10 protein-coding genes and 1 pseudogene are annotated in these 13585 nt (G+C 37.0%); 8 read left to right on the top strand and 3 right to left on the bottom strand.

Translation table 11 applies throughout. The features are described 5' to 3' along the window. The first annotated feature begins 6 nt into the window (after positions 1–6). The 4 genes from thrB to thrC are packed head-to-tail and all read left to right on the top strand — an operon-like array spanning position 7 to position 3923. Positions 7–954 (top strand): homoserine kinase, encoded by a 948-nt coding sequence (thrB, locus tag INP95_RS05225; RefSeq protein WP_197560266.1) that lies wholly within the window; start codon positions 7–9, stop codon positions 952–954. A gap of 19 nt (positions 955–973) precedes the next feature. Continuing rightward, positions 974–2005, top strand: a complete 1032-nt coding sequence (locus INP95_RS05230) for a DUF262 domain-containing protein (protein WP_197560267.1) — start codon at positions 974–976, stop codon at positions 2003–2005. Between the two features lie 4 nt (positions 2006–2009). After that, complete coding sequence (locus INP95_RS05235) at positions 2010–2633, top strand: HEPN domain-containing protein (RefSeq protein ID WP_197560268.1); 624 nt, start codon at positions 2010–2012, stop codon at positions 2631–2633. A 15-nt stretch (positions 2634–2648) separates the two neighbouring features. Next, a complete protein-coding gene (thrC, locus tag INP95_RS05240; protein WP_197560269.1) occupies positions 2649–3923 on the top strand; it encodes a threonine synthase in 1275 nt (424 codons plus the stop codon). Positions 3924–4003: 80 nt separating this feature from the next. On the opposite strand, the gene INP95_RS05245 is transcribed toward thrC, so the two are convergent. Next, positions 4004–5497, bottom strand: coding sequence for a PTS transporter subunit EIIC (locus tag INP95_RS05245; RefSeq protein WP_197560270.1), 1494 nt, complete (start codon positions 5495–5497; stop codon positions 4004–4006). Positions 5498–5668: 171 nt separating this feature from the next. Here INP95_RS05245 and INP95_RS05250 point away from each other — a divergent pair, with 171 nt between their 5' ends. The 4 genes and pseudogenes from INP95_RS05250 to INP95_RS05265 all read left to right on the top strand — a co-directional run bounded on the left by INP95_RS05250 (position 5669) and on the right by INP95_RS05265 (position 10254). Continuing rightward, positions 5669–6379: a 4'-phosphopantetheinyl transferase family protein gene (locus INP95_RS05250; RefSeq protein WP_197560271.1), complete on the top strand. Its 711-nt coding sequence runs from the start codon at positions 5669–5671 to the stop codon at positions 6377–6379. A gap of 128 nt (positions 6380–6507) precedes the next feature. Further along, positions 6508–7749 carry an FtsH protease activity modulator HflK gene (gene hflK, locus INP95_RS05255; RefSeq protein WP_197560272.1) on the top strand — a complete coding sequence of 414 codons (1242 nt, stop codon included), beginning with the start codon at positions 6508–6510 and terminating at the stop codon, positions 7747–7749. Next, positions 7749–8636, top strand: a complete 888-nt coding sequence (gene hflC / locus INP95_RS05260; protein WP_111386869.1) for a protease modulator HflC — start codon at positions 7749–7751, stop codon at positions 8634–8636. Before hflK ends, hflC begins: the two co-directional genes overlap by 1 nt. A gap of 229 nt (positions 8637–8865) precedes the next feature. Further along, positions 8866–10254, top strand: a pseudogene (locus INP95_RS05265) (cytochrome-c peroxidase). A gap of 457 nt (positions 10255–10711) precedes the next feature. On the opposite strand, the gene INP95_RS05270 reads toward INP95_RS05265, so the two are convergent. Then, on the bottom strand, positions 10712–11554 hold the full coding sequence (locus tag INP95_RS05270) for a tyrosine-type recombinase/integrase (RefSeq protein ID WP_112081793.1): 843 nt from the start codon (positions 11552–11554) through the stop codon (positions 10712–10714). Between the two features lie 60 nt (positions 11555–11614). Further along, positions 11615–13519 carry a MobH family relaxase gene (mobH, locus tag INP95_RS05275; RefSeq protein ID WP_197560273.1) on the bottom strand — a complete coding sequence of 635 codons (1905 nt, stop codon included), beginning with the start codon at positions 13517–13519 and terminating at the stop codon, positions 11615–11617. Positions 13520–13585 lie beyond the last annotated feature (66 nt).

The following is a 13585-nucleotide window of genomic DNA, read 5'->3' on the forward strand; positions in this document are numbered from 1 at the left end:
CATAATATGTTAAGAATTTATGCTCCAGCATCGAGTGCAAATATTAGTGTAGGGTTTGACACATTAGGCGCAGCCATTTCACCGATTGATGGTTCATTATTAGGTGATGTCGTACAGATTGAGTCTATTCCAAGTGGTTTTGAGCTTGAAAGTGCGGGCTATTTTGTGCGTAAATTGCCAAAAGAGCCACAAAAAAACATCGTGTATCAGGCCTATGTACTGTTTAGTGAGCAATTAAAATTACGCAATGTGAGAGTCAAACCATTGCGTTTGACCCTTGAGAAAAATATGCCGATTGGTTCGGGATTAGGCTCAAGTGCCTGTTCTATTGTGGCTGCATTAGTGGCATTAAATAAATTCCACGATGAACCATTCTCAAAAATGGAATTGTTAGAGATGATGGGAGAGCTAGAAGGTCGTATTTCAGGTTCTATCCATTATGATAACGTTGCGCCTTGCTATCTTGGCGGTGTGCAGTTTATGGTACAATCTCTCGGTAACATTTGCCAAAAACTACCATTTTTTGATAATTGGTATTGGGTCTTAGCCTATCCAGGCATTGAGGTTTCAACCGCTGAAGCACGCGCAATTTTACCGAAAAGCTACACGCGCCAAGATGTGATTTCTCATGGTCGTCATTTAGGTGGCTTTGTGCATGCATGTCACACGCATCAAGAAAACCTAGCTGCGATGATGATGAAAGATGTGATTGCGGAACCTTATCGTGAGGCTTTATTGCCAAACTTCGCAGAAGTGAAACAAGCTACTCGTGATTTAGGCGCGTTAGCAACGGGGATTTCAGGCTCTGGACCAACGATTTTCTCCATCGCACCTGATTTACAAACGGCAACAAAACTGGCGACTTATTTAGAAAATCATTATTTACAAAACAATGAAGGCTTTGTTCATGTTTGTAAGGTCGATAATGAAGGTGCTAAATTGTTAACTCGTTAAATTTATTTGAGATGCAATTATGAATAGTTCAAAAGAAAAGCATTTAAATTTATATCCTATTGATTACCCATTTGAAACTTTAAAGTCTAGAATTGAGAGTGGAAAGCTTAAACTAGACCCAGATTTTCAAAGAAAATATAAGTGGGATAAGAAAGGATGGGGAAGAGCATCTAAGTTTATTGAATCTTGCTTAATGAGAATTCCTTTACCTTCATGCTATTTTGCTGAAGATGATAAAGGAAATCATATTGTTATTGATGGAGTTCAAAGATTAACGACTATCCAAAAGTTTTTTAATGATGAATTTGCTCTGGAAGGGATGACAGCATTTTCTGATCTTGAAGGGAAGAGATTTTCTGAATTAAATGAATCTAAGAGTGACTTAGAAAATACGACTATACGCTGCATAGTTTTACGTAAAGATAATTCTCAGGAATTAATTAGAGAAATTTTTGCAAGGTTAAATCAAGGCTCAGTGACTTTAACAGATCAAGAGATTAGGCACGCTTTGTACCCCAGCGCCTTTAATAATTTACTAGATGAATTAGCGATTCTTTTGTCAAATTATAAGTTTAATTCTATTAAAGATGATAGTGGTAAAGCTGAGCTAGTTTTACGGTATTTTGCTCTTTCTAGTGATGATAAGTTAGTAAACTATTCTGATAATTTGAAAGAATATTTAGATTCATATCTTGAGGAGAAAGTTTCAGTTTCAGAGGATGATATAAATACCTATAGGGATAAATTTAAATCAGCATTAGAAAATTGTCGAATAGCCTTTGGTGATGATCTATTCTTAAACTTATCTAGAAAAAGAAATATGACTCTTAAAGCTATTGTTCATTATGATCTTCAAATGTATTCAGTTGGTCGATTAGACCCAAAGATTGTCAAAAAATTTGCACATAAGATTAAATCTAAATATAAAGAGTTATGTGATAGAGAAGACTTTGGAAAAACGTTAAAAAGAAGCGTACAAACTAAGTCATCTATAATGACTCGTAGGAAGTTATGGGATTATCTTCTTCAGGAAGCAATAGCTGAAAATTAATAGTATGAGCCAGACATATTCACCTATATATAAAAAATATAGTTCTTTGTTGACAAAGCTTTCTAAGGTGGTAAAAGAAAGTAGAGATAGAGTTATTACTTCTTCCGATTCTTTATTTGTTAAGAATGTGAATCTTTTCTCTAGAAGTTATTTGATTAATCTATGTACTTATTTAGAGTCTTATTTAACTGAAATTACAATAAAAATATTTGAAAGACATTGTAAATGTATTAACCAATATTCAGTTCCAGAAGTATTTGTTTTAGCAAGTTTATCATCCTGGAATGTAGACAAAAAAAGTCGGGCAGTTAGAAACTATAATGTATCTTATGCTAAGAAAGATATAGAGAGTTTCCTTGATGCTAATAAAATATCAGGGAATATAAAAAAAACATTAAATGTTTTCGAATTGTTAGGAATAGAGCTAGATAATAAGCTTAATTCTGCAATTAAAGATCAGATTAGTAGCATTGTTAATAAACGTAATGACATTGTTCATAGAAACAATGATGTTACAGATACATCTTTATCTGATATTGTTCTGCATATTAAAACGGTACGACTTTATATGCAAGAAATAGAAAAAATTATTCAAAAATCGGAATATGACTTTAAGAAGTATTATTAATAATTAGGATATACAATGAATTTATATAACATCAAACACCCTGAAGAAAAAGTGAATTTTGCGCAAGCAGTACGTCAAGGACTTGGCAAAGATCAAGGTTTGTTCTTTCCAGAAACGATCCCCGCTTTAACCAATATTGACGAGTTATTAGCCTTACCATTGGTTGAACGTAGCCAAAAAATTCTTGGTGCATTAATTGGTGAAGAATTACCGAAAGCAACATTAGATGCAATGGTGAAAAATGCATTTACTTTTCCTGCACCGTTAGAAAAAGTAGAAGACAATATTTATGCCCTTGAATTATTCCACGGTCCAACTTTAGCATTTAAAGACTTTGGTGGTCGTTTTATGGCGCAGGCACTTGCTGCAGTACGTGGTGATGGCAAAATTACCATTTTAACAGCAACATCTGGAGATACCGGTGCGGCAGTTGCCCATGCATTTTATGGGTTGGAAAATATCAATGTTGTGATTTTATATCCGAAAGGCAAAATTAGCCCATTACAAGAAAAACTGTTCTGTACTTTAGGTGGCAATATTCGCACTGTGGCGATTAATGGTGATTTCGATGCCTGCCAAGCGTTAGTCAAACAAGCCTTTGATGATGCAGAACTGCGTCAAGCGATTGGTTTAAACTCAGCAAACTCTATTAATATTAGCCGTTTATTAGCGCAAGTTTGTTATTACTTTGAAGCGGTAGCGCAATTACCAAAAGAAAAAAGTGATAATGTCGTGGTTTCTGTACCAAGTGGCAACTTCGGTAACTTAACCGCAGGGTTAATCGCAAAAACATTAGGTTTACCAATTAAACGCTTTATTGCAGCAACCAATGCGAACGATACCGTACCGCGTTATTTAGAATCAGGTAATTGGGCACCTAAAGCGACTGTAGCCACGCTTTCTAATGCGATGGATGTCAGTCGTCCGAACAACTGGCCACGTGTCGAAGAGTTATTTAAACGTAATGGCTGGAGTTTAAGTGATTTAGGTTCTGGTATGTTAAGCGATAGCGAAACAGAAGAAACCTTAAAAGCGATGTACGCAAAAGGTTATTTATGTGAACCACACGGTGCAATAGCCTATCAAGTATTGAAAGATCAACTTAAAGCGGATGAAACTGGTATTTTCTTATGTACGGCACATCCTGCAAAATTTAAAGAGTCTGTAGAGCGTATTCTTTCGCTCAATCTTCCATTGCCAGAAGCATTGGATAAACACAATAAATTGCCATTACTTTCTGATGAAATGGATGACGATTTTACTCAATTACGTGCATATTTGTTGAAATAATAAAAAAGTGCGGTTGATTTTGACCGCACTTTTGTTTCGTTACTCAAAAGGGCGGGATAAACGCCCTTTATTTTTAGGAATTAATCTTCTTTTCCTAAGATTTGATTCACTTCACTCTTATAGAGTACGGCTTTTGCACCGAAAATGGCCTGTACGCCACCGCCCACTTCAAGCACATCAATTGCACCTAATTTTTTCAATGTGGCTTTATCAACGGCTTTCACGTCCTTAACAGAAACACGTAAGCGAGTAATACATGCATCCACGTTTTCAATATTTTCAGCGCTACCTAATGCCGCAATAATTTTATGTGCATTTTCAGTAAGAGAGCTGGTTTCTTGTTCTACATTTTCTTCAGTTTCTTCACCGCGTCCTGGTGTCATTACATTAAAGATGCGAATCAAGAAAATGAAAGAGAAATAATAGAGTAGAGCCCAAGGAATACCTACAAAAATCACACGCAACCAATGGGTGTTTTCATCACCTTGTAAGATACCGAAGAGCAAGAAATCAATAAAACCACCAGAGAAAGTATTCCCGATAGAGATATTTAAATAATCGGCAATAAAGAAAGATACACCATCTAAGAAAGCGTGGAATACATAAAGCCATGGTGCGACAAACAAGAACATAAATTCGATCGGTTCTGTAATGCCAGTAATGAAAGAGGTTAGGGCTGCACCAAGGAATAAGCCGCCAATTTGTGCACGACGTTTTTTCGGTACACAGTGATACATGGCTAAGCAGGCTGCTGGTAAGCCAAACATCATGGTATCAAAACGGCCGGCAAAGAAACGAGTCCCTTCAGTAAATAAACCGTGGTGATTAGGATCGGCTAATTGAGCAAAAAAGATTTTTTGTGCCCCAACAATCATCTCGCCATTGACCATTTCAACACCACCTAATTCAGAATACCAAAACAGTGGGTAAATCATATGATGTAAGCCAACCGCACCAGATAATCGCATTAAGAAACCGTATAAGAATGTTCCAAAGGTTCCCATGGAGGCGATGCTTTTACCTGCCGATACGAGCCATTGTTGGAAAGTTGGCCAAATGAGGAAGAAAACTAATCCAACAAAAATAGCTGAAAAAGCAGTCACAATTGGCACAAAGCGAGAGCCGCCAAAGAAACCTAATACTTGTGGTAATTGGATGTTGTGATAGCGATTGTGTAATTTAACGGTAATCAAGCCCATCACCAATGCTCCAATCACACCCGTATCGATGCTTTTTACATCAGGAGAGAAAATCGGAATTAATGCAGCAATGGTACCCGTCATAATGAGATAACCAACAACCGCAGCGAGAGCGGCAACGCCTTTGTCACGTTTGGCTAAGCCGATACCTAAACCAATACACAATAATAAGGCTAAATTAGCGAACACTACGCTACCGGCTGCTGACATGATCTGAAACAGGCCTTGCAGCACCTCATTATTTAAAATTGGATAAGCTTGCACCGTTGCTTTATTGGAAAGCGCCCCACCGATCCCAAGTAAAAGACCCGCAGCAGGCAAAATAGCAATCGGCAACATGAATGCCTTACCGACTTGTTGAAGTTGTTTAAACATAGAACCTCCTGTGATTACTTTTTTGAAATGTAACGTATTTGAAGGGAAAAATCTGTGAAACCGCTCACAGTTTCAACCTAACACCTTGCTTTGATGAGTTTTAGCTTATGTTGGCGTGCGGTGGATTTCCTTTTATAATGCAAGAAAACTTGCGTGTTTATTCATTATTTTATGACAACTTTTATTGCCTACGCCAATATTCAACAACCTTTTCCTTTTGATGAAATCCCTACGGATCTAGTCCCTGAAAATTTGCGTACTGAACTGCAGGGAAATTCTCGGATAACGCAACGTCATCAATGTCGTCGATTGGCGCATTTTTTACTTTGGCAGTTGCTAAAAAAAGCGGGAAAATCAACCGCACTTTTAGGGCAAATTTATCGTACGCAAAGTGGTAGACCACAATTTCTCGTCGAGAACATCGATTTTAATATAAGCCACTCAGGCGATTGGGTTGCCGTATTGCTGCATATTAATGAATCAGAAAAAAGTGCGGTCGGTATTGATATTGAATTTCCCAAAAAACGAAATTTTTCTGCACTCATGGCGCATTTTGCGCCACAAGCAGAGCAAGAATGGTTTGCTAAACAACTTAATGAGGAGCAGGCTTTTTATCGCTGTTGGTGTTTGCGTGAGGCGGTATTGAAATCACAAGGAGTAGGAATAGTGAAACTATCAAGTGTGACGCATTTGCCAGAACAATTGCAGATCTTTTCAGATTATTGTCCGAAAGGGAAATTGCTCTTTACTGATGAATTACCTTTTTACTTTGCGGCATTTATTAATCAGTCAAAAATCCAACCGCACTTTTATCAATGGAATGGAAAAGAATTAGAAGAAAAAAATATAAAAAAATCCTTGATTTACCAAGTAAATGAATAAAAGAAAATCCTTGAAAATATTAAAGGATTTTTTATTTTGTAAAATTTGCATTGTCACTTGTATTTTCATAGACTAACCCCATTTATTTCGTTAAACTCATTAAAAATTTTAGACAAATGGAGAACGTAATGTCGCAAAACGGTCCAGATCAAGATCCTTGGGGTAAACCGGGACAGAGCAGCGGTCCAAAACAGTCAGATAATTCATCAGATAAGCAAAATGAAAATGGCTGGGGTTCGCGAGACAATAAAAATCAGGAACAATCACCTCCAGATATTGAAGAGGTATTTAATAATCTGTTGAAAAAATTAGGTGGTGGGAATAAGAAGGGTGGATCAAATAATACTTCGCCGAATATACCTGCATTTAATTTAGGTAAGATTTTACCGATCGCCGCAGTAATCGGAGGGATTATTTGGGGTGCAAGCGGTTTTTATACTATTAAAGAAGCAGAACGTGGCGTAACGTTACGTTTTGGCGAGTTTCATTCTATCGTTCAACCAGGTTTAAACTGGAAACCAACCTTTATTGATAAAGTGATTCCAGTGAATGTAGAACAAGTTCGTGAGCTTAAAACGCAAGGTGCGATGTTAACCAAAGATGAAAACATGGTTAAAGTGGAAATGACTGTGCAATATCGCGTGCAAAATCCTGAAAAATACCTGTTTAGCGTAAGCAATGCGGACAATAGTCTTGGACAAGCGACTGACAGTGCACTTCGTTATGTGATTGGTCATATGACTATGAATGATGTGCTGACAACCGGTCGTGCCGTGGTACGTGAAGATACATGGAAAGCCTTGAACGATATTATCAAACCTTATGATATGGGACTTGAAGTGATTGACGTGAACTTCCAATCTGCACGTCCACCAGAAGAAGTGAAAGATGCTTTCGATGATGCGATTAAAGCACAGGAAGACGAACAACGTTACATTCGTGAAGCGGAAGCTTATGCTCGCGAGAAAGAGCCAATCGCTCGTGGTGATGCACAGCGTATCGTTGAAGAAGCAACGGCTTATAAAGATCGTGTTGTGCTAGATGCGCAAGGGGAAGTGGAACGTTTACAACGTCTGCTACCTGAATTTAAAGCGGCCCCTGATTTGTTAAAAGAGCGTCTTTATATTCAAACCATGGAAAAAGTCATGGCAAATACACCTAAAGTGATGCTAGATAGCAATAATGGTAACAATTTAACTGTATTGCCATTGGAGCAATTAATGGGTAAAAAGACGGTTAAGCCAGTGGCCACTACTTCTGAAAGTGCGGTCAGTTCTGCGCCTGTTTCAACACAGGAACGTCGTGTAGAAACACAAGCGGTTCAACCGGTTCAATCAAATGAAGGCATTCGCCAAGGGAGATTTAACTAATGCGTAAATTTTTACTTCCGATTATTGTGGTGATTGCTGCGGTGTTATATTCCAGCGTCGTGGTTGTAACTGAGGGCACTCGTGGCATCATGTTGCGTTTTAACAAAGTACAACGTGATGCAGAAAATAAAGTGGTCGTCTATGAACCAGGTTTGCATTTTAAATTGCCTTTAATTGATAGCATTAAAGTGCTTGATGCGCGTATTCGTACCCTTGATGGCTCAGCTACTCGTTTTGTGACAGTCGAGAAAAAAGACTTGTTGGTGGATTCCTATGTGAAATGGAGAATCAGCGATTTCGGTCGTTTCTATACTGCAACGGGTGGTGGTGATTATAACCAAGCTTCAAGCTTATTAAGCCGTAAAGTGAATGACCGTCTGCGTTCAGAAATTGGTACACGCACGATTAAAGACATCGTTTCAGGTACACGTGGTGAATTAATGGCGGGGGCGAAAAAAGCGTTAAATTCAGGGCAGGATAGTACCTCTGAATTAGGGATTGAAGTCGTCGATGTTCGCGTAAAACAAATCAATTTACCGGATGAAGTCTCTTCTTCCATTTACCAACGTATGCGTGCAGAACGTGATGCGGTTGCTCGTGAACATCGTTCGCAAGGTAAAGAAAAAGCGGCGTTCATTCAAGCGGATGTGGATCGTAAAGTCACCTTGATCTTAGCGAATGCAAATAAAACAGCACAAGAATTACGAGGTAATGGTGATGCGGCAGCGGCAAAACTATATTCTCAAGCTTTTGCCCAAGAACCACAGTTTTATAGCTTTATTCGTAGCTTAAAAGCCTATGAAAGCAGCTTTGAAGGTTCAGATAATATGATGATTTTGAAACCTGATAGTGATTTCTTCCGCTTTATGCAAGCGCCAAAGAAATAAACAAGAGATAATAAAAGCAAAGTGCGGTTAGAAATAACCGCATTTTTTATTGCTTAATTTTAGGGGAATTCTCACTTATAAGATAAAAAGGCCTTTAATGCAATCAATCGAATCCATAGCCAAAGTTAATTAAATCCATACAAAATATAAGCCAAATTTTTGGCATAATCACCTTACTTTAAGCTTTACGTTTCTTTTTATGTTTATTGATCGTTTGGAGGATTATTAGATGAAAAAACTGATTATTGGCGGAGCCGCCATTGCTATCTTAGGTTATTTGGGCGTTGTGGGGTATCTACACCAATTTGATAAAGAGAATGCGACCCAACTTTTAATGGAAAATCGCTATGCTGGCGAATAAGAAAAAGTGGCAAAAGCCTTATTTGATAATAGCTGCCAATATTGCCATAGTCCAAACACACCTCTTCCATTTTATTCAAAATTCCCGATTGTGGGTGATGAAATGCAATCGGATATTCAAAGTGGGCTTCGTGCTTTCCGCCTAGATCGTTTACTTGAAGGCTTAAAAGATCCGAGCAAATTATCCCAAGCTGATTTAGCAAAACTACAGCGTGTGCTTGAAAATAATGAAATACCAATTGCTAAATTCAGACATCTCCACTGGGGAAGTAAACCAGATGAGCAAGAAAAAGTGACATTGCTTAACTGGATTCGTGAAGCACGTAAAATGTCTTTACCAAAAGAAACCCCCAATGTTGATGCAGATCGTTTAGTGCAACCTATTCCAGACAATATTGCAACAGATGAAGCAAAAATCGCGTTAGGTCATGATCTTTTCTTTGATGGTCGTTTATCAGGCGATGGTTCTATTCAATGTCACACTTGTCACCAATTAGATAAAGGTGGTGTAGATAGACTTGAAACTTCAACAGGGATTGAAGGTAAAAAAGGTCCAATTAACGCACCAACCGTATTCAATGCGGCATTTAACTTTGTGCAATTCTGGGATGGTCGTGCAGCAGATTTAGCTGATCAAGCGAAAGGTCCTCCAACAAATCCAGTAGAAATGGGCTCGCACTCGTGGGATGACATCGTGGCACGTTTTGAAATGGATGAAGAATTTAAAAAAGAATTCTTAAAAGAATATCCACAAGTGACGAAAGAAACCTTAACTCACGCAATTGGTGAATATGAAAAAACATTAATTACACCAAATAGTGATTTTGACCGTTATTTGAAAGGGGATAAAACAGCCTTGACTGAACAACAAGTTCGCGGTTATGAGTTATTCAAACAACATAAATGTGATACTTGTCATACTGGCGTGGCAATGGGCGGACAATCTTATGAATACATGGGACTTTACGGCGATTACTTTAAAGATCGTGGTACGCCATTAACTGATGCCGATGAAGGTCGCTTTGCTCAAACGAAAGATCCGTTTGATATGCATCGTTTCAAAGTGCCAACCTTGCGCAACGTCGCACTTACTGCACCATATTTCCATGATGCCTCAGCAAAAGAGCTAAAAGATGCCGTTAGTGCAATGTTGAAATATCAAAGTAATGTGAAACAGCCAGCTCAAAAAGATGTTGAAGATATCACGTCTTTCTTAGAAAGCTTAACAGGTGAATTTAAAGGTGAAAAATTAAAATAATCCTTTAACTGTAAATAGAAACGACCGCAAGTGCGGTCGTTTTTTTGTGAGTTTTGGTTAGATACAAAGTCATAAATGACTTAGTCAAAAAACAGAAAAGCTAAATTTTAGGTATAAAAAAAGCCGCTTACGCGACAATCTTCTTTTTATATTTAAAATGGTGCCCGAAGCCAGACTTGAACTGGCACGCCTCGAAAGGCGAGGGATTTTAAATCCCTTGTGTACATCATTTAAGTTTGAAAACTATTTGTTTAGACCAATTCCGTGTACCTAGCCAATACACCATGATCTACCCACTAACGCTCTGTGGATAGGTTAGATCTTACACAAAAATACTAGTTTGTAAAGCCTGAACGTACTAATTTTAAAAATATTTTTATAAGGATGAATAAGCTTAGAACGAGCGGTTTAAATTATTTTTGCAAGGAACACCCTTGGATGCCCCTTGCATACCTATCTAAAGCAATTCTGTATATTCTCTTATTGAATCAATATTATCTTCAATATAACTCAATGTAACTTTGACATCTTTATGTCCTAGTAATTGTTTGGCTATATATAGGTTTTCAGGTTTTTTCATTAGATTTGTTGCTGCTGTATGCCTAAATCTGTGAGGGGAGCTGATAATCCCCGTATATTTTGAAATAACTTTGAAGATATAGCTCACCTGGTCATTGGTCATTTTCTCTCCCTTTCGTTTAACAGCATTTGAAAATAAATTAATGTTAAATAGTTGAGATTCTACAGGCTGATTCAGTTTACTTAGTTCAGTTAATAATTTCTTTAAATAAGGATAAAGTGTAGTTGATATAGGAAGTATATGATACTCGTGATTTTTATTTATCTCAGATGGAATATGAATAACTTGATTCAGCAAATCTACATCTTTAATTCTTAATTTATTTAACTGAGAGCGTCGAATTGCCGTATAGCGGAAAGTCATAATTATGGTTTTAGTAAACCATAATGGGCGAAGAATAGGAGGAAGATGCTTTGATTCAGTGATTCCAAAGCTAAGTTTTTTTAAATCTGAAGAAGTATATACTTTCCTTTTCTTCTTTCCTTCTCTAATGAACAAACCATCGAAAGGGTTCTTTGTAAATGGGAGGAGTTGTTTTTCAATTCCAAATTTGAAAATAGTCTTTAGCTGACGAATATAGCTGTTCCAAGTCACTTCAATGATAGATTGTCCAACAACTCTCTTTCTCCATTGGAGTATTAATGATTCTGATATTTCATCAGGATATTGAAGGTTGCAATTTTTCTGTAATTGTCTAATTGCTTTTTCATAGCTTTTAATAGTATCTATACGTAAATGACGGTATAAAAAAAATTACTAAGTAACATATCAAATGTGGTTCTATTCACTTTCATTTTCCTCAATAAGTGATAAATGCAAATTATCAATTGGAATTCTATTACCGAAAAAATAGTCGGTTTTATCAATCAAATACCCAATCAATTGAGAGGTTCTTCTTGGGCCAATAACCTTACAGCGCCAAAAATTAATACTATCATTGTTTGATTGATGGTATTTCTTGTGTAATTTAAGGTCTTGGAAACTATATTGCAAATTTTCGATATCTTTTTTAGTAAAGTTGGTAATGCCCTTACTATTGAAAAAGAGCTGAAAGATTCCAGGTGTTACAAGGAAAAGTTTGCCTTTGACTATATGTAATTTAGCATTTGAATTATTAATAGTTAGGGTATTCCCGATAATTCCGGATTTTAGCCATTCAACAAAAATCTCTCCTGAGACAGCCTCAGTTTCCTTTGTATCATCACCCACTGTTATAGATGGGGTAGAGGCGATTTTATTTATTTCGTTTTCTTGAGATGGTTTTTTATCAGTAGAGTCTTGAGATTCTTCTACAGGTGAAAATAAATTCATTACCAAATCAGTCATATCCGTCTCGGTTTCTGAGTTTTGGGTATTGATTTGAGTGTTTTGAGAGGATGTATTTTCAGACAAATCCGGTTTATTCAGTGCGCCTGTTATTGTAGGAAGCTGCATTTCAGATTCCATAATCACTGAATTTTCTTCTTTAGTATCTTCAGCTGAATTTAATTGTTCTTCATTTTCAATATCGACTCGACCTAAAAATATACCTGGTCTGTCATTAAGATTTTCCCAAGCTACTTCCGGTTTAATTCTGAGTAAAGAAAATGCTTTAGGTGGGCACCAGCCTGAATCAGCTTTAATTCGACAATGCCAAATTGCTGTACCATCATTTGTACTTTCAATAATCCCCAGCGATTGCATTTCACTAAATAATTTAGGATTGTCAGCTGGAGCTGATATGCCTTGCTCCAATAAATAAGCTCGAATTTGGTCTGCAGTGGGTTTGCTCATTAACCATAGTGCATCCTCTGTAAGCCAACCATCAGATGGGCCTTTAGGTGTATTAATTTTAAATTTATGTTGCAGTAAATGACGTAAAGCCATGAGTAGTTGTTTTGCAAATGACGTTATAGGTTTCTGAGTCAGTTTTGATACGTCTCCACCTAGTGCAAGAGTTACACTATTTTGGTCTGCTTTTTGTACTATTTCAGATAATAAACCAGCTTTATCTTTATGATCAGCCATGGCATACATTAAAGCTGAAAAAGCTTCCGGGTATTCTGCTAACCATGCAAATGCTTCTTTAGGAATTAAATAGTTTGCAAGAAAACTACCCATAACCGGGTGAAGATCATAATCTCGTCCTTTAATATATTTGAATTTATAAGGTTGAGTTGGTACTCCTAACCAAGGAAACCAACGAGAACCATCTTTTAATTGTATATCTATATCAACAATAACTTTGCCAATGTCATGAACCAATGCAGCATAAATAACAGCTGCAGTCCAAGCATCACGTTGCTTAGATTGTTCTTCCGGAGCAGCATTTTGTGGCAATACATAACTTTGTCGTAATTTAGCTGAAAATGAAAGAACTTCTAGGCCATGATCAAGCATACCACCTAAATGTGAGTGATGATGTGATTCTGAGGCAGGTAATAGTTGAACCATTTCAGCGTAGCGCTCGATAGGTTTTTTATAGAGCTCATTAAACATATCTTGCGTCATTGATACTTGTTGCCAAAGTAAATTTAAGTATTTTTGGCGTAATTCAGAATTGAGTAATTCTGACGCAGTAAAGGGGGTTATCCATCCCTCATCATCCACTTTGAATGTTGATAAATTAAGATTTTTTAGAGAGGATGTGATATTAAGGGAATCTTGTTTTTTCCCTCTGATTTTATGAAAAATAGATGAAAGCATAACTCAGAACCTTTTTTGTAAAAGAATATTGATTTATGCATCGATCTCAATAAATAAATAATTCTA

Source organism: Haemophilus parainfluenzae, assembly GCF_014931375.1.
Classification (GTDB): domain Bacteria; phylum Pseudomonadota; class Gammaproteobacteria; order Enterobacterales; family Pasteurellaceae; genus Haemophilus_D.